Origin of the sequence: Neisseria sp. HMSC065D04 (assembly GCF_001815675.1) — a bacterium.
In the GTDB taxonomy this organism is placed as follows: domain Bacteria; phylum Pseudomonadota; class Gammaproteobacteria; order Burkholderiales; family Neisseriaceae; genus Neisseria.
The window spans coordinates 31,866-52,724 of sequence record NZ_KV821532.1; the positions used below are offsets into that span (position 1 = coordinate 31,866).

The window sequence follows — 20,859 nt, forward strand, 5'->3', positions numbered from 1 at the left end:
GTACTATCTGTACTGTCTGCGGCTTCGTCGCCTTTTCCTGATTTAAAGTTAATCCACTATAGTAAAACACAGAATGGATGGATTCTGTGCTATTTCTATGGCTTGTGATATTCAGATTAAGACCAAATTACAACGTTACATCCTGATTTATTTGTGCCACGTTTATCAAGCCATCAAGTGTTTGCTCATTTGCGGAACGCTGTTGTCCTCAAATTTAATCAGGCTGGCTTTCGCGTGATAACCCAATACTTTGGCAACAAGTCCGCTCATGGTTTTTCTCAACATGCGGTTGTAGCGTTCTGCTGAGCGATTGTAGGCGCGTCGCGCAGATACAACATCGGTTTCGGCGGCGTCCAGCATTTCAAGCTGGCTTTTCAGACCTTGATCGGGGCGTTGTTTCAGGCTTTTTTCTAAAACTTCTTGCAGGGCGCGGAGTGAGTTGTTCAAGCTTGCTTCTGCGTTACACAAGCGCGAAAGGGATTCAGGTGAAAATGATTTGGATGCTTGGGTCAATACGGCTTCGGCATCGCCACATGAGGACAATAAATTGCTGTCGACATTGTCATCTTCTCGTCCCAGATAAATTTTTGAAGCATCCAAAACATGTCTGACTGCCTGATGGCGGCATGCTAGGGCGATACGGAGTGCAACAAAAGACTCTTGATAATCTCTTTTGCAACGGTCTAATTTTTGTTTGAAGTTGAGCAGTAATACGGTCAGTATTACGGCGATGAAGATAAGACTGATGATTCCCATAGCGTGCATCCTTATTGTTTGTTGCTGTAATGTGTTGTTTGATATAGTGGATTAACTTTAAACCAGTACGGCGTTGCCTCGCCTTAGCTCAAAGAGAACGATTCTCTAAGGTGCTGAACGTACTATCTGTACTGTCTGCGGCTTCGTCGCCTTGTCCTGATTTAGAGTTAATCCACTATATATGCGGATTTTGCTGTTTGTGAGTAGATACAGTTAGCCGCTGTTTTAATTTAGTTTCGTGTAATTATACCCCAAATAAATTATTTTGCCCATTAGTCATAAAAGATTATTGTGGAAGACAATAGGGAGGATAGGCTATGGAGGCTCAGTTTGATGGAAAAATGAAATATTAATTTGGTAAAAAGGTCGTCTGAAAATTTTCAGACGACCTTTTTGATTACGCTAGTTCAAACTTATTTCGCCAATTCGGCACGCAGTTTGTGGGTAACGTTCATCATCACTTGGAGTTGTTCCATAGTTTCTTTCCAACCGCGTGTTTTCAGACCGCAGTCCGGGTTCACCCACAGGCGTTCAACCGGTACGACTTCGATGGCTTTGCGCAACAGGTGTTCCACTTCGGCTTCTGTCGGTACGCGCGGGCTGTGGATGTCGTAAACGCCCGGACCGATGTCATTCGGGTATTTGAATTCGCCGAACGCGGTCAAGAGTTCCATGTCGGAACGTGAAGTCTCGATGGTAATCACGTCGGCGTCCATAGCTGCGATGGCGGGCAGGATGTCGTTGAACTCGGAGTAGCACATATGGGTGTGGATTTGTGTGCTGTCTTCGCAACCGCTGGAGGACAGGCGGAAGGATTCGCCGGCCCAGTTCAGGTAGGCATCCCAATCGGCGCGTTTCAAAGGCAGGCCTTCACGGATGGCAGGTTCGTCGATTTGGATGACTTTGATGCCTGCTTTTTCCAGATCCAATACTTCGTCGTTCAGAGCCAGTGCGATTTGTTTGCACACGGTAGAGCGTGGAATGTCGTTGCGGACGAAAGACCATTGCAGGATGGTTACGGGGCCGGTCAACATGCCTTTCATCGGGCGTTTGGTCAGGCTTTGTGCGTAAGTAGACCAAGCGACGGTCATGGCTTCTGGGCGGCTTACGTCACCGAAGATGATCGGTGGTTTCACGCAGCGTGAACCGTAGCTTTGTACCCAGCCGTATTGGGTGAATGCGAAACCGCTCAACAGTTCGCCGAAGTATTCGACCATGTCGTTACGCTCGGCTTCGCCGTGTACCAGTACGTCCAAGTCCAGTTTTTCTTGCTCTTCAACCACCAAGGCGATTTCTTTTTTCATCGCGGCTTCGTAATCGGCGGCAGACAGTTCGCCTTTTTTGAAGGCTGCACGTGCTTGGCGGATTTCGGTGGTTTGCGGGAATGAACCGATGTTGGTCGTCGGCAGCAGGGGCAGGTTCAACCATGCTTGTTGCGCTTTGATGCGGTCGGCAAACGGTGATTTGCGTTGGTCTGCGTTGGCAGGCAGGTCGGCAAGGCGTTTGGCGACGTCTGCACGGTGGATTTCGCTGCTGTTGGCGCGTGAATCAGCGGCAGCTTGGCTGGCGGCCAGTTCTTCGGCAACGGAGTCACGGCCTTCGTTCAATGCAGCTTTCAGAACGCGCAATTCTTGGGTTTTTTGCAGGGTAAATGCCAACCAAGAGTACAGGTCAGGTTTGTTGGCTTTCAGTTTTTCTTCAACTGACAAGTCAAATGGGGTGTGCAACAGCGAGCAAGAGCTGGAAATCCACAAACGCTCGCCCAGTTTGGCTTTCAGAGGCTCGACAGTTTCCAAAACTTTGTTCAGGTTGGCGCGCCAGATGTTGCGGCCGTCGATAACGCCGGCAGACAGGACTTTGTCGTAGTCGGCGAACGCATCCAGTTGTTCAGGAGCGCGTACCAAGTCGATGTGCAGACCGTCAACGGGCAGGGCTTTCAGCAATGCGGCGTGTTCGGCAACGGAACCGAAGTAAGTGCTCAACAGGATTTTGGCGTTTACTTTGCTCAAAGTGGCGTAAACGTCTTTGTAGGCTTCCACCCATTCTTTAGGCAGGTCAACAGCCAAAGCAGGCTCGTCGATTTGAATCCATTCGGCACCGGCTTCAACCAAAGCGTTCAGGATTTCAACGTAAACGGGCAGCAGTTTTTGCAACAGGCTCAGGCGGTTGAATTCGACTGCGCCTTTTTCTTTACCGACCCACAGGAAGGTCAGCGGACCGACGATGGTCGGTTTGGCTTTCAGACCGAGGGCTTGGGCTTCTTTCAGTTGTTGAACGTAGTGTTTGGCGTTTGCTTTGAATTCGGTATCGGCGTGGAATTCAGGTACCAGATAGTGATAGTTGGTGTCGAACCATTTGGTCATTTCGATGGCGAATTGGTCTTTGTTGCCGCGCGCCAGTTGGAAGAATTGTTCCAAAGACAGGTTTTGGCTGTCGAAGCCGAAACGGGCGGGAATCGCGCCGGTAGCGACTTGCAGGTCGAGGATGTGGTCGTAGAAAGTGAAATCGCCTACGGCAACGAAATCGGCGTTGGCGGCGGCTTGGTGTTTCCAGTTTTTCTCGCGCAGGTCTTTGGCGACGTCGAGCAGCTCTTGTTCGCGGATTTCTTTGCGCCAGTATTTTTCTTGGGCGAATTTCAATTCACGGAAGGCGCCGACACGCGGGAAGCCTGAGAAATGTAATGTTGTCATGTTGAACTCTCCAGTTGGATTTTGTAAGGACCGGTTCAATCCGAATCGGTCGGTATTGTAAATCAGAATAGGGCGGATGGGGCGGTGTTTTGTTTTTCAGACGACCCCTGAGGTCGTCTGAAACCGTTTTCGGCTTTAAGGACGCACGCCTAAAATATGGCAGATGGCGTAAGTCAGCTCGCTGCGGTTGAGCGTGTAGAAGTGGAAATCTTTCACGCCTTCGCGGGACAGGACTTTGACCATGTCGATGGCGATACTTGCCGCCACCAGATTGCGTGTGCCTTGGTCGTCATCCAAACCTTCATACATTTGCGACAGCCATTTCGGGATTTTGACGTTGGTTACTTGTGCCATTTTGCCGAGCTGCTTGAAGTTGGTAACAGGCAGGATGCCGGGAACGATTTCGACGTCGATGCCCAACATCACGCAGCGGTCGCGGAAGCGCAGGTAGCGTTCTACGTCAAAGAAGAATTGGGTGATGACATGGTTTGCACCCGCATCGATTTTGCGCTTCAGATTGATCAGGTCGGCTTGTGCAGATTTCGCTTCGGGATGCACTTCAGGGTATGCCGCTACGGAGATGTCGAAGTCGGCGACGGAGCGCAGGAGTTTGACCAAATCTTCGGCGTAAAACGGTTTTTTCTCATAACCGGGCGGCTCGTCGCCGCGCAGGGCGACAATACGGCGGATGCCGCTGTCCCAATAGTCTTTGGCGATTTGACGCAATTCGTCGGGAGAGGCGTCGATGCCGGTCAGGTGCGGCGCGGCTTCCAAGCCGGTTTCCTGTTGGATGCGTTTGACGATGCTGTGCGTACGGTCGCGTTCGCCGGAGTTTGCGCCGTAAGTTACGGAAACGAATTTGGGATGAAGGGTTTGCAGGCGATGGATGGAGTCCCACAGCATGGTTTCCATTTGTTCGTTTTTCGGCGGGAAAAATTCGAACGAAACGTTGATGTCGCCCTTCAAGTCGGAAAGGCTGTTGTTTAACGCATTGATTTCTTTTGCGTAACTCATTGGCTGTGTACCTCGGTTGTCTTTTTTAAACGTTTTCAGGCTTGTATGATAAATTTGCCTTGTGTATGAGTCAAATTCAAAATTTTCAGAAAGTTTATGAATTATTTTAATGTGGTTGCCATTATGCTTGTCTCTATTCATATGAGGGCAAGCCGGCGAGAAAATACATATTCTGATGTGTAGGAATGTCTTGAACTTAAATGGATTTCAATGGTTGGTATCCTTGTTGGTAAAGCAAAAGCAATAAGATGTTTTGCGCTTGAGTTGGCTATCAACCCATTCAAACGTCGTCTGAAAAATTTTCAGACGACGTCTTGGTTTTTAGCTTGCAAATGATGTTGCCTCACTCAGCCTCTTCAATCCATGCCTGTTGTACGGCTTCGAGGATACGTTCGCCGCAGCGTGCGGGATCGTCGTCGAAGTCGGGCAGCGCCATAATCAGGTCGCGCAGTTGGGTGAAGCGAACGGTTTTCGGGTCGATGCTGTCGCCGTGCAGGTCGTAGAGTTCCTCAGCGATGCGTTGGGTGTCTGTCCATTTCATGATGTCGTTCCTTTTGGAGTGTCCGAATGGGTTGATTCGGGATGGCTTGTTTAGGTTTTAATGCTTTGGGGAAAATTCGTGTCGGTAATGATTAATGCGTCTGAAATCGCATATGGTATTTTCCTATGTAATATTTTCAAGGCGTACGTTAATACATTTTTCTGACTTTCACTAAGGAAAATTTACACTTTGTCATGCAACCAAATCATTTGGAATGGTTCTTAAAGAAATCCATTATAGTATGAATAACAGGAAAATCGATGAACAACGCACTCAATGCCAAATTATCCAAACTTATTTACGCGCTCGCCTCCGATGATCCTAATTATCTTGCTAAAGCGGGCGTGTTCGACCGCCTGCTGCTGCTTATCCGCGAGCTTTATCAGATGCTGGACGAGAGCGAGGGGCTGAAGCGGCTTTCGCTGCGCCTCCGTTATGGCAAGCGTTACGGCATGATTGCTTTGGATGCCGCTGCGCCGGACGAAGATGCGGGCGCTTTGCGTTTGAAACGCTGGATGGTGTATTCGCGTATTGCGGAACGCATTGTCGGCTGCGGCAACGACGTGTCTGTGGCGCTTGACGATATGGTGGTGGAGAACGAAGAAGCAAAACAGCGTTATATGGATGCCGCAAACGAAATCATCAAACGCTTCGGCTTGGCGGGATATGTCCCCGAACCGCCGAAATCCGTCACAACCGCAACAAAAAACGAACCGGCACCGAAGCCCGAACCTAAGAGCATCATTACCCGTCATGGCAGCAGCCTCAGTATGCTGAACGCCAAAGGCAGAGTGGAAAATTACCCTGTTGCGCAAACCGTCGCTTCGATGAAAGTATCCCGCTTAAGGTTTGTCGTTCCACGTTCCAAATAAACGATTTGGCAGCGATTTGACGGAAGGTCGTCTGAAAACGGTCGGTAAGGCAGTTTCAGACGACTTTTTGTTTGCTCAAAATTTGGCAGGGGTCGTCTGAACATTGCTGTATCCGTTTCAGACGACCTCTTTGCATCAATGATCTTCGCGCGCGTGGTTGATGGTGTATTTGGGGATTTCCACCACCAAGTCTTCGTCGGCAACCACTGCCTGACAGCTCAGGCGCGAGTCGGCTTCCAAGCCCCATGCTTGGTCGAGCAGGTCTTCTTCCAGCTCGCTCGGCTCTTCCAAACTGTCGAAGCCTTTGCGGATGATGACGTGGCAAGTGGTGCAGGCACAGGATTTTTCACAGGCGTGATCGACTTCGATGTCGTGGTCGAGCAGCACGTCAAGAACGGTTTTACCTTCGGGTGCGTCTTCAATGACTGCGCCTTCGGGACATAATACGGCGTGTGGGAGTACGGTGATTTTGGGCATTTTTATTGTCTCTTGTAATGGGTGGATAGGGTTTGTGGGTAATTTTCAGACGACCTTTTGTGATGAAAGGGTCGTCTGAAACCGTTTATAACACGATGCCTTTGTTTTTTAAATTTTCCAGACATTCGTCCAGATAAGCATCATCGTGTTCGGGGTAAATCGGCGAATCGGCGGCTTCGATATCGTGTGCGGGATAAGGGGCAACCGCTTTGCCGCGGTACAGCGGGTCTTTCCACAACGGATCGGGTTTGTAGCCGCGTTTTTCCATTTCTTCCATAATCAGCGCGTGATACAGATAGAGTTTGTCAGGCGAATGGGTGAAAACGTAATTCACCGTCGCGTGTGGCCTGCCCCAGCCTGCTCCGCGCAGGGCGGCGCATTCGCGGTGTTGCCCCAAAAGCTGGGCGCGGGGGAGCAGGGGGATGAGGGTTTGGTGCCAAAGTCTCATGTTGGGTGGGTTGGAGGTCGTCTGAAATTGTATCTTGGTTTTCAGACGACCTTTTGTTTAGTCGGGTGGTTCAAATATCTTGATGACTGTTTGTCGGTCAAGAAGGTGTGCGGCATTGAGTATGGTCAGTCTTTATGTTGTGCCGCCATTCTTGCTTTCTTGGCTGTCGCCTGAATTTTTCTACGGCGTCGCCACGGGCAGTAAAGTAGCGGTACTAAAGTCAGAAGAAGGGTGAAGATGCCGGTTAGTAGTCCTGCTTCACATCTGCGTGAGGATGAGTCGAAGGTAAAAGACAAGGGTTCTACACGACCTTCAGTTATACGGTAATGACTGGTTCTTTCCTCTGTGAAAAAGGGGTCAGTATAAATGAGTTCGTATTCTTCGGTACGGATACGTTTTACATTGCAAGTGATTTTCGAATTTACGTAGCAATCATTTTGATCAGGGAGGTGCGTACACACTTTATCCCGCTCGGCATTGAACTCATTCCATGGTTTCACTGCACAACTACTATCGTCGGTTGGGCGAACGGCGATTTGAAACAAGGCGTTTATTTTGCTGCCTTGAGTGTAAGTTTCGTGTTCGGGTGGTAAAAAATGAGATACGGTCTTTCCGACCGAAATAGAGACGGTCAGCCGCCAAACAAGGGCCCAAATGAATTTCAGTATTGTCGGTATGATTAGTCGAAATCGATCGGACATTTTTCTTTTCTTTTTTCAGACGACCTATGGTTTAGTGGCGTGGTTCGAGTATCTCGATGACGTTTTGCCAGTCCATAAGGCGGGCAAAGTCTAGGGCGGTCAGTCCTTCTTGCGTGGTGGCGGCCGGGTCTGCACCCAATTCGAGCATGGCTTTGACCAGGGGTGCGTTGCCTGCGATGGCTTCGTGATGGAGCGGTGTGTAGCCGTCTTCGTCTTGCTCGCGCAGGTAATCCGGGTTTTGTGCCAGCTGTTGGCGGAAGTCGTCCAGACAGTTTCGGCACATCGGATGTTCGTCGAGATTTTCGGGGTGTTCTTTTTCTTCGTAAACCAGCAAGACTTCTTCGGGATCACCAAAATCGATGCCCCATGCAGCATCGTGTTCTGCGCGCTCTTGCGGCGTCATTTGGATGCGGACTGCCTGTACGGTGAAGCCGCCGTAGGGGATGCCGTTACACAGGAACATCCAATCGCTGATCTCTTCAACTGGAACGCAGACGCTTTCGCCTTGTTCTACATTGGTCAGGTCGTTGGGTTCGTTGACCAGCGTGCCGTAAATGTGGAGGCCGTCGAAGTAGATGTCGTTTATCCACATATGTTCACAAATTTCGCCGTCTTCGCTGTCTTGGAAAAAAGGCACTTTGACCATGGCAAAATCCAAGGCGGGTATGATGCGGCGGTTTTCCCAATACAGCTCGCGCCAGAAATATTTGAATGTGGAACGTGCCTGTTCGAAGGCGCGGTTCATGAGTTCATTTTCCTGATCGATGCCGTAAACAATGGATTCGCTCATGGGATTCTCCTAAGGTCAAAGTGGATGCGGGTCGTCTGAACGGGACTGCCGGTGTGTTTTCAGACGACCTGATGCTTTATTGGACTAATATGCTGCCCCAGCCGTCGTAGTCGCCGTTGTTTTCTTGGGCGATATCAATCAACGCCCATGTGTCGTTGTCGATGTCGGTAAGCGGGGCGTTTTTGGAAAGTTGCAGGCGGTAGCTCGGGTGGTCTTCTTCCTGCTCGATGCGACCGCTGTCGCTGACGGTATAGCCTAATGTGCCGACTTTGACGGCTGCGGCGTTCAGGTCGGCTTCGGTGTGGAAAAACAGCCAGTGGTCGATGGGGCGGGGCTTATCGAGGCGGTCGCCGTCTTGTCGGAAACGGCGTAAAACCTGTTCGTTGCGGATGGCTTGCAACTCGTAGCTGTCCGGATACAGGAATTCTTGATAAAACGACCATTCGGCATCTTCGCTGATTGTGATGTCGCAAACGCGGTCGTTTTGTGTCAGCAAGGTACGGCAGGCTTGGGCGAAGGTTTCGGCATCGCGGCTGTAAAAATGCCAATTTACCGCGCCGTTTGTGGTGACTATGCCTGCGGGAATGTTGTCGTTGCCCGCCAGTCGGTCGATTTGGTCTTCGATGTCGTAAACCGCTTCGCTTTCTTCGGGCGTCGGGAAGCCGTGTTCGTTGGTTTGTTCCAATTTCATACTGACGCGCACATGCTGCGGATACTCTGCCAGCGGCGCGACTTCGATTAAGGCAAGGTTGATGCGTAAGGCGGCGGGGGCGTCGCCAATGCGGCTGAAATAGACGTTCCAGTCTTGGGGGATGGAGGGGTTTTGCATGGGATGGGGTCGTCTGAAAAATAGTGTTTGAATTTTTTCAGACGACCTTTGTATCCTTCGAGGTCGTCTGAAACTGTTTGCCGTCAAATATCGTCCACACTTTGCCCTGTCAGCGCACGTTGGATGTTGCGGTTCATGCGTTTGGCGGCGAAGTTGTCGGTGCTGCGGCTGAGTTTGGCGACGGCGGCGCGGATGTCTTCGGCGTTGCCGTCTTTCAGACGACCTTGCAAATCGGCGATGTCTCGCTGGATCTGTGCAAGCTCTTCGGCATCCAGCAAATCGCTATCCAACTCAAGGGCGGCGTTGACGGCGTCGGTCAGGCTTTCGGCTTCGACCACGGCTTCGGCGCGTGCGCGTGCCGCCATGTCTTCGGCGGCGTTGCTCATGCTGTCTTTGAGCATTTGGGTGATGGTGTCGTCGTCCAAGCCGTAGGAAGGTTTGACTTCGATTTGCGCCTGTACACCGGTGCTTTGTTCTTGGGCGGAAACGGACAGCAAGCCGTCGGCGTCAACTTGGAAGGTAACGCGGATACGCGCCGCACCTGCGGTCATGGGCGGAATGCCGCGCAGGGTGAATTTGGCAAGGCTGCGGCAGTCGGAAACGAGTTCGCGCTCGCCTTGTACGACGTGTATCGTCATGGCGGTTTGACCGTCTTTGAAGGTGGTAAAGTCCTGCGCGCGCGCGGTGGGGATGGTGGAATTGCGCGGGATGATTTTTTCGGCGAGTCCGCCGTAGGTCTCCAAACCGAGCGACAAGGGGGTAACGTCCAGCAGCAGCCATTCGCCGTCGGTTTTGTTGCCGGCAAGGACGTTCGCCTGTATGGCGGCGCCGAGCGCGACGACTTCGTCGGGGTTGAGGTTGTTCAGCGGGGTTTGTCCGAAGAAGGTGGCGACCGCTTGTTGAACGTGCAGCATGCGGGTGGAGCCGCCGACCATAATCACGCCTTTGATGTCGGCTTTGGTCACGCCCGCATCTTTCAGGGCTTGTTTGACCGGCTCTATGGTTTTTTGCACCAGATTTTGCGTCAGATGGTGAAATTCTTGGCGGGTAATGACGGTATGGATTTTGCGGCCGTCTGAAAGCGTGGCTTCGACGACGGCTTCGGTTTGGCCGGTCAGTTGTTCTTTGGCGGCGCGGACAAGCGAAAGCAGAAGCTGGCTGTCACGCTCGTTGAGTTTGGAAAGGTCGTTTTGTTCGAGTAAGTGGCAGAACAGGCGGTGGTCGAAATCGTCGCCGCCCAATGCGCTGTTGCCGCCGGTGGCTTTGACTTCAAACAGCCCTTTGGTCAGTTGCAATACGGATACGTCGAACGTACCGCCGCCCAAGTCGTAAACGACAAACGTGCCTTCCGAGGCGTTGTCCAGCCCGTAGGCAATCGCAGCGGCGGTCGGCTCGTTGAGCAGGCGCAATACGTTCAAGCCCGCCAAGCGCGCGGCATCTTTGGTGGCTTGGCGTTGGGCATCGTCGAAATAGGCGGGAACGGTAATGACGGCGCCGACCAAATCACCGCCTAACGTTTCTTCGGCACGCGATTTGAGGGCTTTGAGGATTTCAGACGACACCTCGATAGGCGTTTTGGCACCTTGGCGGGTGTTCAGCTCGACCACGCGCTCGTTGGGCGTGAACCGGTAGGGCAGGTATTGCGCGTCCTGCGCGAGGTCGGCAAGCGTGCGGCCAATCAGGCGTTTGGCGGAGCTGATGGTGTTCAGCGGGTCGGTTTTTTGAGCGGCAAGGGCGGCTTTGCCGACTTCGACGGCATCGCCTTCGCCGTAGCGGACGACAGAGGGCAGGGTGGTACGTCCGTCTATATCGGTCAGGCAAACCGGGCTGCCGCTGCGGACGGTGGCAACCAGGCTGTTGGTCGTACCCAAGTCGATGCCGACGGCGAGGCGGTGTTGATGCGGAGCGGCGGACATGCCGGGTTCGGAAATCTGCAAAAGAGCCATGATTGTGTGCCTTTTGATGCTGTATTTATTAGGATAGGTCGGTATTTTAACAGATTTCGGGCGGATAGTTGAGTGGTTTGGTAGGGAATTGGCTGTGGTTAGAGGATTTGTATTTTTAGATAAAAACAAAGCCGACCGGATTGCTTTTTCAGGTCGGCTTTGTGTTTAAACATGGATGCCGTCGATTTCGGCGTACCGTTTTACTTTTTCTTCCTCGCTTAAAAACGAGGCTTTGAACGAGTTTTTGCACAAGGTGCGGATGTCTGCTTCATTCAAATCCAATGCGTCGGCAAGTTCGATGAAATTTTGGTTGAGGTAGCCGCCGAAGTAGGCGGGGTCGTCTGAATTGACGGTAACCAATACGCCGCGCTCAAGCATACGGCGCAGGTTGTGCCGGGACAGGTCGCCGACGACTTTGAGCTTGAGGTTGCTCAATGGGCAGACGGTCAGGGGCATTTGCTCGGCAATCAGGCGCTGCATAAGGGTTTCGTCTTCTTCGGAGCGCACGCCGTGGTCGATGCGGACGACTTTCAACAAATCCAACGCTTCCCAAACGTATTCGGGCGGGCCTTCTTCGCCGGCATGGGCGACGGCGGGAAAACCTTGCGCGCGGGCTTGGGCAAAGACGCGCTCGAATTTCGAGGGCGGGTTGCCGAGTTCGCCCGAATCCAGTCCGATGCCGTCGATATGTCGTCTGAAGGGCTGCGCTTGGGCAAGCGTTTCAAACGCGGATTCTTCGCTCAAATGCCGCAGGAAACACATAATCAGCCTGCTGGAAATGCCCCATTTTTCCTGCGCTTCCAGACGGGCGCGGGTGATGCCGTTGATGACGGTTTCAAACGGTACGCCGCGTGCGGTATGGGTTTGCGGGTCAAAGAAGATTTCGGTGTGGACGACGTTGTCCTCGCGGCAGCGGGCGAAGTAGGCTGTGGTCAGGTCGTAAAAATCCTGCTCGTGGAGCAAGACCGCCGCCGCTGCGTAGTAAATATCGAGGAAGGATTGCAGGTTGTGAAAATCGTAAGCGCGGCGCACGGCGTCTACATCCGCATAGGGAATGGAAACGCCGTTGCGCCCGGCGATGGCGAACATCAATTCCGGCTCGAACGTGCCTTCGATATGGACGTGCAATTCGGCTTTAGGCAGGGCGCGGATTAAGGTGTGTACGGTCATGGGCGGCACCCGCTCGGTCAATAGTGGCGGCGGCGGAAGTAGAACATTCCTTCGCTGTCGAGTTCGAGGATGTAGCGGCCGTTTTGAACGGCGGCATAGCCGCTTTTGCCTGCCTGATAGGGTTGCAGGGCGGCGTGGGAGAGGAGGTAGCTTGTCAGTTTGCCGCCGTCTTCAGCGATGTTGCCGACCAGTTTGGCAAACAAGGCATGGCATTTGCCGTTTTCAGTCCAGCCTAAAGGCTCGCCTTTGTCGCCGGTTTCCATACATTTGCCGCTGATGACTTCCAAATCGTTGGGGTGGTTGCCGATCAGTTGGATGACGTTTTGTTCGGACAAACCGTTAATCGGATAGTTGATTTGTTTTTTGCCGTCATTGGTTTTGCCTTCGCTGCTTTGACCTAAATCCAAGCCTGCGATGGCATTGTTGTCGATGTATTTGACTTTAAACGCGGGTTTGGGCGCGGCTTCGGCGGCATTTTGGGCGGGCTCGGCAGGAGCTTCGGATTTGCCGCAGGCGGCGAGCAGGAGGGCGGATAAGAGAATCGGAAAGGCTTTCATCGGATATTCCTTGTTTTAAACAGGAAAAGGTCGTCTGAAAATAGCGGACTGCTTTTTCAGACGACCTTTTGAGATTTACTTCAATGGGCGGATGCCGACGGCGTCGCGTACTTGGTCCAGCAGTTCGCGCGCTTCTTTGCGTGCTTTGGCGGCGCCCGCCTGTAGGATGTCTTCGATTTGCGAAGGATTGGCGGTCAGCTCGTTGTAGCGTTCGCGCGGTTCTGCCAGCTCGGCGTTGATTTTGGCGGCCAAGAGTTTTTTGGCTTCGCCCCATGCTAGGCCTTCGGCCAGCATTTGTGTGAACGCCGCGGTTTCAGACGGCGTGGAGAAGGCTTTGTAGATTTCAAACAAGGGGCTTTCGTCGGGCTGTTTCGGCTCGCCCGGCTCTTTCATGTTGGTGATGATTTTGTTGACCGATTTTTGGGTTTTCTTGTCGTTTTCCCAAAGCGGAATGGTGTTGCCGTAGGATTTGGACATTTTGCGTCCGTCCAAGCCGACCAAAAGTTCGACGTTTTCGTCGATTTTCACTTCGGGCAGGGTGAAGACTTCTTTGAAGCGGTGGTTGAAGCGGCCGGCGATGTCGCGCGCCATTTCGACGTGTTGGATTTGGTCGCGGCCGACGGGCACTTCGTTGGCGTTGAACATCAGGATGTCGGCGGTCATCAGGATGGGGTAGCTGTACAGGCCCATTTCTACGCCGTGGTCAGGGTCTTCCTGATTGTTTTCGATATTTGCCTGCACGGCGGCTTTGTAGGCGTGGGCGCGGTTCATCAGACCTTTGGCGGTAATGCAGGTCAGAATCCAGTTCAATTCCATCACTTCGGGAATGTCGCTTTGGCGGTAGAAGGTGGTGCGTTCGGGGTCGAGTCCGCAGGCAAGCCAGGTGGCGGCAACGGCCTGGGTGGATTGGTGGATCATCTCCGGCTCGTGGCATTTGATGATGCCGTGGTAGTCGGCGAGGAAGAGGAAGGATTCGGTATCGGGGTTTTGCGCCGCGCGGACGGCAGGGCGGATGGCGCCGACGTAGTTGCCCAAATGCGGGATGCCGGTGGTGGTTACGCCTGTGAGGACGCGTTTCTTGCTCATGGGGATATCCTTAAATGGCTCAAGGTCGTCTGAAAATGAAATAGGGATTGATTATACCTGATTCCGATGCGTTTCAACTTTACGGAAATCGGCGGTTTCAGGCAGGAGTCTCAACACAACGGATGGGTAAAACCGTCAAGTCAGTTGCGTGAAATAATAAAAACGGATGATTTGTTTTTGGCAAAGTTTCAAATATATCCGTTCTGCTGCTCATCGCGGTTGAAACGGAATTTATAAAACCCTACCAACTGTCGCGCTTCATGCGGTCGAGTTGACGGCGGTCGCGTTTGGTCGGTCTGCCGTCGGGATACGCCGCGCTGATGCGGCTTGCCTGGTCGAGCTGTTTTTGCGCTTCGCGCTCGGCGGCGGTTTTCATGTCTTCTTCGTAAAGCTGACGCGCTTCGGGGGCGGGGCGGCGCTGGTGGTTGAGTGCCAATACTTTGATTTTGTAAGGCAGCGAATTGAGCGTCAGGTCGATGATGTCGCCCGCGCTGATGTTTTTGCTGTTTTTGACTTTGGCGCCGTTGACCTGAACCCTGCCCAATTCGATATGTTTTTGAGCCAGCGCGCGGGTTTTGAAAAAGCGTGCAGCCCAAAGCCATTTGTCGAGCCGCATCGCCGTATTGTCGTGTTCGTTTTTCATAGCCTGTTTGAAATGATTGAACTGAATGGAAGTTTATCATAAGATACGGCACTTCATTTGTTTAGTGCAGATATACTATATCATCCGCAAAAGGTCGTCTGAAAAGGCATCCGCCCGATTATCTGCCGTTTTGCACGGCATATCCTCAATGAGAAATGCTGCCAAATATGCCTGATTGGCGTATGATAGCGGCAGCGTCCCTACCGAGAGCTTCACCCTATGAAACCAGTTTTTTTGGATTTTGAACAACCCATCGCCGAATTAACCAATAAAATCGAAGAGTTGCGCTTTGTGCAGGGCGAATCCGCCGTCGATATTTCTGATGAAATCGCCAGATTGCAGAAGAAAAGCAACGACTTGACCAAATCGATTTTCAACAAGCTGACGCCCGCTCAGATTTCGCAGGTTTCACGCCATCCCCAACGTCCTTACACCTTAGATTACATTCAAGCCATTTTCACCGATTTTGAAGAGTTGCACGGCGACCGCCATTATTCAGACGACCATGCCATCGTCGGCGGTTTGGCGCGCTTCAACGGTCAAAGCGTGATGGTTATCGGCCATCAAAAAGGCCGTGACACCAAAGAAAAAATCCGCCGCAATTTCGGTATGCCGCGCCCTGAAGGCTACCGTAAAGCGTTGCGCCTGATGCAAACTGCCGAGAAATTCAATATTCCCGTGATGACTTTTGTCGATACGCCGGGCGCGTATCCGGGTATCGGCGCGGAAGAGCGCGGTCAGTCCGAAGCCATCGGACGCAACCTGTACGAATTGACCCGCCTGCGTGTGCCGGTTTTATGTACCATTATCGGCGAGGGTGGTTCCGGTGGCGCGCTGGCGATTGCGGTCGGCGATTACGTCAATATGCTGCAATATTCGACTTACTCGGTTATCTCTCCGGAAGGTTGTGCGTCTATTCTGTGGAAAACTGCCGAAAAAGCGGCAGATGCCGCGCAAGCCTTGGGTATTACCGCCAAACGCCTGCAAGAACTAGATTTGATCGATACCGTGATCAACGAGCCTTTGGGTGGGGCGCACCGAGACTTTGAAACGACCATGAAAAACGTCAAAACGGTTTTGGAAACCGAGTTGCGCGAAGCGCAAAATATGCCGATGGCGGATTTGCTGTCGCGCCGTTTCGACCGGATTATGGCTTACGGCAAGTTTACGGATAAGTAAACAATTGATGTGTAGAAAAGCAGGCAGAAGCCCCCCTGCCTGCTTTTTCATTTCTAAGAACTTGCCTTGCCGACAAAACATAGATTACGCCATATGAACCCGACGTCGTCTGAAAACCTTCCGCCTCAATGCCGCAGTTTGTTGGATACCTTGCGGCTTTCGGCGCGTTCGCTTCCTGATGGTTGTACGGTAACAGTCGGATTAAGCGGCGGTTTGGATTCGGTGGTGTTGCTGCATATGCTCGTGTGTTTGCGGGAAGAGCTTGGATTGGACGTACACGCTTTGCATGTTCATCACGGATTGAGCCGCAATGCGGATGACTGGCTGGTGTTTTGCACACGCTTATGCCAAGAATGGAATATGCCGTTCAGAAGCGTAAAAGTTGAAGTCAAAAAAGACGGCTTGGGAATCGAAGCCGCCGCACGGAAAGCGCGTTATCAGGCGTTTTCAGACGACCCCTCCGGCATCATCGCGTTGGCACACCATCAGGATGACCAAATTGAAACATTCATGCTCGCGGCGGTTCGCGGCGGCGGCATTAAAGCACTTGCCGCCATGCCGCAATGGCGCAAGCTGGATGAGGGAACGCAAATTTGGCGGCCGCTGCTGACGTTTTCCCGAAAAGAATTGGAAAGCTACGCCGCTGCCTGCAATCTGCCGAACATCGAAGATGAAAGTAACGCTGATACAGCTTTTTTAAGAAATTGGATGCGTTACGAGGCGTTGCCGGTTTGGCGGGAGCGCATTCCGAATTTTAACCGTCATGTTTGTGCCAACATTCGTTCTTTGCAAACCGATTTGGCGATTTTAGACGAAGTTGTCGAAGCGGATTATCAGACGGTTTGTCAAAGCGGACGCTTCCAAGTCAGCCGTTGGCAGACATTCAGCGAAGCGCGCCGCAGCCGGATTCTTTGGCGGTTTTTTAAGGAGAATGAGATTGTGGAAAGTTCTCCGAGAAAGCTGGCGGATTTCGCGCGGATACTGTTGGAAGCAGAAACTGCACAATGGCAGTTCGGCGAAACATCGGTATGTTTATACCGGGATTTTTTATTCATATTGAAACAAAACCAGTTTGCAGACGCGGATTGGATAAAGGGAAAAGAAGTCGGAGGTCGTCTGAAAGATATTCTCCAAGAAAACGGCTTTTTTCTGGTACCGCACCGCAACGGATTGCCGGAATCGGTCTTGGAAAAAGACGGAATCATTCGGACGGCGGGCAGTGATGATATGATGAATGTAGGTTTTTTGTATAAAAACGTTAAGAAAGTGTTGCAAGAAAACCATATTGTACCGTTCGTCAGAAAATGCTGGCCGATTATCACAAATACTGACGGAAACTGCATTGCTATTGTTAACCTTACGGTAAGCCACGATTTTCAAGGGTTTGACGGTTTTTTACCGGTTTACGGAAAATTTTTGAGATATAAATGGAACTAAATACGGCGGCAGTTGTCTTTAACTGGCACGGCACGCTTTACTATTTTATAGCTTATAATGCAGTTATTATAAAAGGTAAGATATGAATGATCGCCAGATTGATCAGGCCTTGGTAGAGCGCGCGCAGAAGGGCGAACAAAAAGCATTTGAGTTGCTGATGTCCAAATATCAGCGTCGGCTCATTCGATTGATTTCCCGTTTTGTCAAAGACGAACACGAAGTCAATGATGTGGCGCAAGAGGCAATGATTAGGGCTTATCGGGCCTTGCCGAATTTCCGGGGTGAGAGTGCTTTTTATACTTGGTTATACCGGATTGCCATCAATACAGCCAAGAATTTCTTAGTAACATCAGGAAAGCAGCCGTTCGTCAGTGCAGAGGCTGCTAACGAAGACGGGGATATTCTGGATTTGTCGGATCAGATTGCGGATTACCATACGCCGGAAGCTGAAATGATCAATCGGGAAATCCTGCAAACAGTCGAATCAACGATTTCGCATTTGCCCGAAGACTTACGCAAAGCCATTACCCTGCGGGAAATGGACGGTTTGTCTTACGAGGAAATAGCCAAAATTATGGATTGTCCGATAGGAACGGTCCGCTCCCGTATTTTCAGGGCGCGGGAAGTAATAGCAAAAGATTTGAGGCCGCTGCTGGAAACCTCTGAAAATCAAAGGTGGTAAAAAAATGGTAACAACTATGGATACAACAAGAGAATATGTTTCCATGCTGATGGATGGAGACCAAGTAAGCGAAGAGATGCTTGACCGTCTGTTGTCCGACGATGCCGCTGCCGAAGCGTGGTACGAGTACCATCTGTTAGGCGATTGCATGCGCTATAAAGAAGGGACAGGGCGTGATGCGGATTTCATGCAAAGCGCGGCATTTACCGCTACGCTTGCGGAAATCAGCGAAGAACACAAACAGCGTCATGAAGCCGAAGTTGCCGCTGTGATGCCTGTTGTTAAGGAAGTACAGGCTGCGAACAGTTCCTTCTTCAAATCCTTCGCCGTTGCCGCCAGCGTGGCAGCGGTTGCCGTGGCCGTATGGCAATTCGGTCCGCAAGTGAAGGGTGACTCTTCAGGCATGGTTGCTGAAAAAGCTGTTGAAACCAAAAACCAACAGGAAAATATCGTACCCGTAGCCGCCAATCCGACAGCCAAAAATGCTTCGGATGCCGTGGTAATGCCTGAATCCGCAAAGAATGACAAAGGTGTGAGTCAGACTACAGTTCGAACCGAAACGCAGGTTCAACAGGATTCCGTCGTTCATTAAGCTGCATAGAGATACAGATTTCCATCAAGTAGAGAAAATCCCTTCCCGAGCTATTCGGGCAGGGATTTTGTTTTTGATCGGATGCATCTTGAGGTCGTCTGAAAAAGCAGGTTGAACAAAGTCGGACGGTATTGAGCTGTATCCTTTTTATTTGAATCCGCTATATAATGCGGCACATGAAATTGATTACCTCCGCGCAAAACGAGCAGCTCAAGCATTTGTCCAAGCTGTTGACACAATCTAAAGCACGCCGTGAATACGGGCAAACCGTGTTGGAAGGCGTGCATCTTTTGCAGGTCTATTTAGAGGCGGGATACACGCCCAAGCAAGTGTATTTGCCCGAAAGTAAAAACACGCATCCTGAAATCCGAAATTTAATCAGCAGCTTGGACGAAGATGGTATTACTTTGGTCGGAAACGAAGCCTTGTCTAAAATCACCAGTCTGAACGATGCCGACGATGTGATGACTTGGATAGAGATTCCGCCGCAAGGTGATTTGTCTTTAAGCGGCGACTGCGTGGTGTTGGACAGGTTGCAAGATCCGGGCAATGTCGGGACGGTTTTACGCAGCGCAGCAGCTTCGGGCATTAGGCAGATTGTGTTGGGTAAGGAATGCGTCGATATTTGGTCGCCCAAAGTATTGCGTGCGGGTATGGGGGCGCATTTTCTGCTGGACATATACAGCCGCGTTTTTCTAGCGCATTGGCTGGATGCTTATCAGGACAAAATATGGGCGACTGCTTTGGACGGGCGCAACCCTTCCGATTTGTACCAACTGGATTTAAAAGCCCCTTGCGCTTGGGTTTTTGGCAATGAAGGCAGCGGCGTGAGTCGGGAAATTTTGGAAAAAGTTGACGGCAGCGTCAGAATCCCGATGTTGGGACAGACCGAGTCGTTAAACGTCGCCATGGCGGCAACGGTATGCCTTTTCGAGCAAATGCGCCAACGTATCGCCTAAACCGTTTTCAGACGACCCCTTAGAGAATATAGTGGATTAAATTTAAATCAGGACAAGGCGGGGCAACGCCGTACTGGTTTAAAGTTAGGCGAGGTAACGCCGTCCTGGTTTAAAGTTAATCCACTATAGAAACATACCATTTAAAATTAAGGAATAACCATGCAATTGCAAGCATTTGACGAAGCGTCGCGCGTACGCCTGATGGAGCTGCTCGATGCCAAATCGGAACACCACAACACCATGCGCTGCGATGAGGTGCAGGCGTTTATGATGGCTTTGTTGAGCGGTCCCGATGCGCTGAACCCGAATGACTGGCTGCCTGAAGTTTTGGGCGACGAATCCTTATTTGATGCCAAAGAGCGCACCGAAATCGAGCGTTTGGTCATCGGTTTGGCGGCGGATTTGCGTATCAAACTCAGTAAAAAAATGCTGCCCGATTTGTGGTTATACGAAGATGCTGCCTCCAATCCCGATATTTATACTTGGTGTAACGCTTATCTCTATGCTTTGGATATCGTTCCGACCGATTGGTTTGAAGCGGTTGATCAGGAAGAGTTTGAAGATTTGTTCTATCCGATTATGGCTTTGGGCGGGATTTACGATGAAGAGCGAAACGGCGAAATCATCCTGCACCTGACCGAAAAAGAACTGGCACAGCTCGAATCCGAGCTGCCGCATGTGTTGCTGGATATCTATTGGTATTGGCAGGCAATCATCAACAAACCGCAAACGGTACGTCGCGAAGGCGACAAAACCGGACGCAACGACCCTTGCCCTTGCGGCAGCGGTAAGAAATATAAAGCCTGCTGTAACAAATAAGCGTTCAAAAATCAAAGGTCGTCTGAAAATTCAGACGACCTTTCGTTTTGAAGATATGGCTTAGAAAAACGAAGCCAGCCATACGGATAGGACAGTCAGCATAATGGTCAGCGCGCAGCCGATTTTGGCAACCGTACCGATGATAAAGCCGATAAACGTACCGATGCCGACTTTGCCTGCCTGCCAAGAGTCCTTGCGGGCGATGAATTCGCCGCTGGCTGCGCCAATCAGAGGGCCTAACAGCAGGCCGGGGATGGCGAAGAATGCGCCCACAATGCCGCCGATAAACGCCCCCCAGACGGCGGTTTTACTCGCCCCCGTATATTTTGCCCCCAACGCGCCCGCGACATAATCCATTGCCGTGCCGAAAATGGCGACAACGGCAAGGAAAATGAGTGTGCCGGAACCGAAAACCTGATAGTCGCCGGCGTAGCCCAACAGCCATGTGCCGACAAACATCAAGCCCAATCCCGGCAGGGCGGGGTAAATCGTGCCAAAAATGCCGACCGCTATGGCAATCAGACCGAGGATAATCAGGATGGCAGTCATCGCTTTCTTTCAAATATGAAGTGGTATAACGGCAGTATTATGGGGATGTTTCGGCTGATTTCGATAAGGCCGGATGCAAGAAAATGAAAATTTATAGTGGATTAACTTTAAACCAGTACGGC

The 20,859-nt window shown here is 51.4% G+C and carries 22 protein-coding genes; 7 read left to right on the forward strand and 15 right to left on the reverse strand.

Going from position 1 to position 20,859, the window contains the following annotated elements:
- Positions 1-165 precede the first annotated feature (165 nt).
- From HMPREF3050_RS09620 to iscX, 4 genes are all read right to left on the reverse strand, one after another.
- On the reverse strand, positions 166-756 hold the full coding sequence (locus tag HMPREF3050_RS09620) for a LemA family protein (RefSeq protein WP_009311368.1): 591 nt from the start codon (positions 754-756) through the stop codon (positions 166-168).
- Positions 757-1,169: 413 nt separating this feature from the next.
- Complete coding sequence (metE, locus tag HMPREF3050_RS09625; RefSeq protein ID WP_070774640.1) at positions 1,170-3,446, reverse strand: 5-methyltetrahydropteroyltriglutamate--homocysteine S-methyltransferase; 2,277 nt, start codon at positions 3,444-3,446, stop codon at positions 1,170-1,172.
- Positions 3,447-3,581: 135 nt separating this feature from the next.
- Positions 3,582-4,460, reverse strand: coding sequence for a methylenetetrahydrofolate reductase (metF, locus tag HMPREF3050_RS09630; RefSeq protein ID WP_016686752.1), 879 nt, complete (start codon positions 4,458-4,460; stop codon positions 3,582-3,584).
- Positions 4,461-4,803: 343 nt separating this feature from the next.
- Complete coding sequence (gene iscX, locus HMPREF3050_RS09635; RefSeq protein ID WP_003742471.1) at positions 4,804-5,001, reverse strand: Fe-S cluster assembly protein IscX; 198 nt, start codon at positions 4,999-5,001, stop codon at positions 4,804-4,806.
- A 260-nt stretch (positions 5,002-5,261) separates the two neighbouring features.
- On the opposite strand from iscX, the gene HMPREF3050_RS09640 reads away from it, so the two are divergent.
- Positions 5,262-5,873, forward strand: a complete 612-nt coding sequence (locus tag HMPREF3050_RS09640; protein ID WP_070774641.1) for a hypothetical protein — start codon at positions 5,262-5,264, stop codon at positions 5,871-5,873.
- A gap of 135 nt (positions 5,874-6,008) precedes the next feature.
- Here HMPREF3050_RS09640 and fdx read toward each other — a convergent pair whose 3' ends face one another.
- The 10 genes from fdx to HMPREF3050_RS09690 form a co-directional block, all read right to left on the reverse strand.
- Positions 6,009-6,350 (reverse strand): ISC system 2Fe-2S type ferredoxin, encoded by a 342-nt coding sequence (fdx, locus tag HMPREF3050_RS09645; protein WP_003764447.1) that lies wholly within the window; start codon positions 6,348-6,350, stop codon positions 6,009-6,011.
- An 85-nt stretch (positions 6,351-6,435) separates the two neighbouring features.
- On the reverse strand, positions 6,436-6,798 hold the full coding sequence (locus HMPREF3050_RS09650; protein ID WP_009311362.1) for a TIGR02328 family protein: 363 nt from the start codon (positions 6,796-6,798) through the stop codon (positions 6,436-6,438).
- A 125-nt stretch (positions 6,799-6,923) separates the two neighbouring features.
- Positions 6,924-7,499, reverse strand: a complete 576-nt coding sequence (locus HMPREF3050_RS13690) for a hypothetical protein (RefSeq protein WP_246830260.1) — start codon at positions 7,497-7,499, stop codon at positions 6,924-6,926.
- A gap of 31 nt (positions 7,500-7,530) precedes the next feature.
- Positions 7,531-8,289, reverse strand: coding sequence for a DUF2314 domain-containing protein (locus HMPREF3050_RS09660; RefSeq protein WP_070774643.1), 759 nt, complete (start codon positions 8,287-8,289; stop codon positions 7,531-7,533).
- A gap of 76 nt (positions 8,290-8,365) precedes the next feature.
- Positions 8,366-9,118, reverse strand: a complete 753-nt coding sequence (locus HMPREF3050_RS09665) for a DUF695 domain-containing protein (RefSeq protein ID WP_070774644.1) — start codon at positions 9,116-9,118, stop codon at positions 8,366-8,368.
- A gap of 83 nt (positions 9,119-9,201) precedes the next feature.
- Positions 9,202-11,064 (reverse strand): Fe-S protein assembly chaperone HscA, encoded by a 1,863-nt coding sequence (hscA, locus tag HMPREF3050_RS09670; RefSeq protein WP_070774645.1) that lies wholly within the window; start codon positions 11,062-11,064, stop codon positions 9,202-9,204.
- Positions 11,065-11,229: 165 nt separating this feature from the next.
- Positions 11,230-12,234 (reverse strand): adenosine deaminase, encoded by a 1,005-nt coding sequence (locus tag HMPREF3050_RS09675; protein ID WP_070774651.1) that lies wholly within the window; start codon positions 12,232-12,234, stop codon positions 11,230-11,232.
- 17 nt (positions 12,235-12,251) lie between these two features.
- Positions 12,252-12,791 (reverse strand): hypothetical protein, encoded by a 540-nt coding sequence (locus HMPREF3050_RS09680; RefSeq protein WP_070774646.1) that lies wholly within the window; start codon positions 12,789-12,791, stop codon positions 12,252-12,254.
- Positions 12,792-12,866: 75 nt separating this feature from the next.
- Positions 12,867-13,877 carry a tryptophan--tRNA ligase gene (trpS, locus tag HMPREF3050_RS09685; RefSeq protein ID WP_070774647.1) on the reverse strand — a complete coding sequence of 337 codons (1,011 nt, stop codon included), beginning with the start codon at positions 13,875-13,877 and terminating at the stop codon, positions 12,867-12,869.
- Between the two features lie 241 nt (positions 13,878-14,118).
- On the reverse strand, positions 14,119-14,520 hold the full coding sequence (locus HMPREF3050_RS09690; RefSeq protein WP_003758524.1) for an RNA-binding S4 domain-containing protein: 402 nt from the start codon (positions 14,518-14,520) through the stop codon (positions 14,119-14,121).
- A 219-nt stretch (positions 14,521-14,739) separates the two neighbouring features.
- On the opposite strand from HMPREF3050_RS09690, the gene HMPREF3050_RS09695 reads away from it, so the two are divergent.
- From HMPREF3050_RS09695 to HMPREF3050_RS09720, 6 genes are all read left to right on the forward strand, one after another.
- Positions 14,740-15,699, forward strand: a complete 960-nt coding sequence (locus HMPREF3050_RS09695) for an acetyl-CoA carboxylase carboxyltransferase subunit alpha (RefSeq protein ID WP_003777964.1) — start codon at positions 14,740-14,742, stop codon at positions 15,697-15,699.
- A gap of 66 nt (positions 15,700-15,765) precedes the next feature.
- On the forward strand, positions 15,766-17,136 hold the full coding sequence (gene tilS, locus HMPREF3050_RS09700) for a tRNA lysidine(34) synthetase TilS (RefSeq protein ID WP_246830261.1): 1,371 nt from the start codon (positions 15,766-15,768) through the stop codon (positions 17,134-17,136).
- Positions 17,137-17,218: 82 nt separating this feature from the next.
- A complete protein-coding gene (gene rpoE, locus HMPREF3050_RS09705) occupies positions 17,219-17,818 on the forward strand; it encodes an RNA polymerase sigma factor RpoE (RefSeq protein ID WP_003758517.1) in 600 nt (199 codons plus the stop codon).
- 16 nt (positions 17,819-17,834) lie between these two features.
- Positions 17,835-18,410 carry a sigma-E factor negative regulatory protein gene (locus tag HMPREF3050_RS09710; protein ID WP_241429723.1) on the forward strand — a complete coding sequence of 192 codons (576 nt, stop codon included), beginning with the start codon at positions 17,835-17,837 and terminating at the stop codon, positions 18,408-18,410.
- Between the two features lie 176 nt (positions 18,411-18,586).
- On the forward strand, positions 18,587-19,369 hold the full coding sequence (locus HMPREF3050_RS09715) for a TrmH family RNA methyltransferase (protein WP_070774652.1): 783 nt from the start codon (positions 18,587-18,589) through the stop codon (positions 19,367-19,369).
- A 159-nt stretch (positions 19,370-19,528) separates the two neighbouring features.
- On the forward strand, positions 19,529-20,188 hold the full coding sequence (locus HMPREF3050_RS09720) for a YecA family protein (RefSeq protein ID WP_003767165.1): 660 nt from the start codon (positions 19,529-19,531) through the stop codon (positions 20,186-20,188).
- A gap of 60 nt (positions 20,189-20,248) precedes the next feature.
- Here HMPREF3050_RS09720 and HMPREF3050_RS09725 read toward each other — a convergent pair whose 3' ends face one another.
- The gene (locus HMPREF3050_RS09725) at positions 20,249-20,737 is read right to left on the reverse strand and encodes a DUF456 domain-containing protein (RefSeq protein WP_070774649.1); all 489 of its coding nucleotides are present in this window, start codon (positions 20,735-20,737) and stop codon (positions 20,249-20,251) included.
- Positions 20,738-20,859 lie beyond the last annotated feature (122 nt).

Bases quoted from the DNA above. Each gene is read 5' to 3' on its own strand.
- HMPREF3050_RS09620 (WP_009311368.1), bottom strand. From the start codon at position 756: ATGGGAATCATCAGTCTTATCTTCATCGCCGTAATACTGACCGTATTA.
- metE (WP_070774640.1), bottom strand. From the start codon at position 3,446: ATGACAACATTACATTTCTCAGGCTTCCCGCGTGTCGGCGCCTTCCGT.
- metF (WP_016686752.1), bottom strand. From the start codon at position 4,460: ATGAGTTACGCAAAAGAAATCAATGCGTTAAACAACAGCCTTTCCGAC.
- iscX (WP_003742471.1), bottom strand. From the start codon at position 5,001: ATGAAATGGACAGACACCCAACGCATCGCTGAGGAACTCTACGACCTG.
- HMPREF3050_RS09640 (WP_070774641.1), top strand. From the start codon at position 5,262: ATGAACAACGCACTCAATGCCAAATTATCCAAACTTATTTACGCGCTC.
- fdx (WP_003764447.1), bottom strand. From the start codon at position 6,350: ATGCCCAAAATCACCGTACTCCCACACGCCGTATTATGTCCCGAAGGC.
- HMPREF3050_RS09650 (WP_009311362.1), bottom strand. From the start codon at position 6,798: ATGAGACTTTGGCACCAAACCCTCATCCCCCTGCTCCCCCGCGCCCAG.
- HMPREF3050_RS13690 (WP_246830260.1), bottom strand. From the start codon at position 7,499: ATGTCCGATCGATTTCGACTAATCATACCGACAATACTGAAATTCATT.
- HMPREF3050_RS09660 (WP_070774643.1), bottom strand. From the start codon at position 8,289: ATGAGCGAATCCATTGTTTACGGCATCGATCAGGAAAATGAACTCATG.
- HMPREF3050_RS09665 (WP_070774644.1), bottom strand. From the start codon at position 9,118: ATGCAAAACCCCTCCATCCCCCAAGACTGGAACGTCTATTTCAGCCGC.
- hscA (WP_070774645.1), bottom strand. From the start codon at position 11,064: ATGGCTCTTTTGCAGATTTCCGAACCCGGCATGTCCGCCGCTCCGCAT.
- HMPREF3050_RS09675 (WP_070774651.1), bottom strand. From the start codon at position 12,234: ATGACCGTACACACCTTAATCCGCGCCCTGCCTAAAGCCGAATTGCAC.
- HMPREF3050_RS09680 (WP_070774646.1), bottom strand. From the start codon at position 12,791: ATGAAAGCCTTTCCGATTCTCTTATCCGCCCTCCTGCTCGCCGCCTGC.
- trpS (WP_070774647.1), bottom strand. From the start codon at position 13,877: ATGAGCAAGAAACGCGTCCTCACAGGCGTAACCACCACCGGCATCCCG.
- HMPREF3050_RS09690 (WP_003758524.1), bottom strand. From the start codon at position 14,520: ATGAAAAACGAACACGACAATACGGCGATGCGGCTCGACAAATGGCTT.
- HMPREF3050_RS09695 (WP_003777964.1), top strand. From the start codon at position 14,740: ATGAAACCAGTTTTTTTGGATTTTGAACAACCCATCGCCGAATTAACC.
- rpoE (WP_003758517.1), top strand. From the start codon at position 17,219: ATGAATGATCGCCAGATTGATCAGGCCTTGGTAGAGCGCGCGCAGAAG.
- HMPREF3050_RS09710 (WP_241429723.1), top strand. From the start codon at position 17,835: ATGGATACAACAAGAGAATATGTTTCCATGCTGATGGATGGAGACCAA.
- HMPREF3050_RS09715 (WP_070774652.1), top strand. From the start codon at position 18,587: ATGAAATTGATTACCTCCGCGCAAAACGAGCAGCTCAAGCATTTGTCC.
- HMPREF3050_RS09720 (WP_003767165.1), top strand. From the start codon at position 19,529: ATGCAATTGCAAGCATTTGACGAAGCGTCGCGCGTACGCCTGATGGAG.
- HMPREF3050_RS09725 (WP_070774649.1), bottom strand. From the start codon at position 20,737: ATGACTGCCATCCTGATTATCCTCGGTCTGATTGCCATAGCGGTCGGC.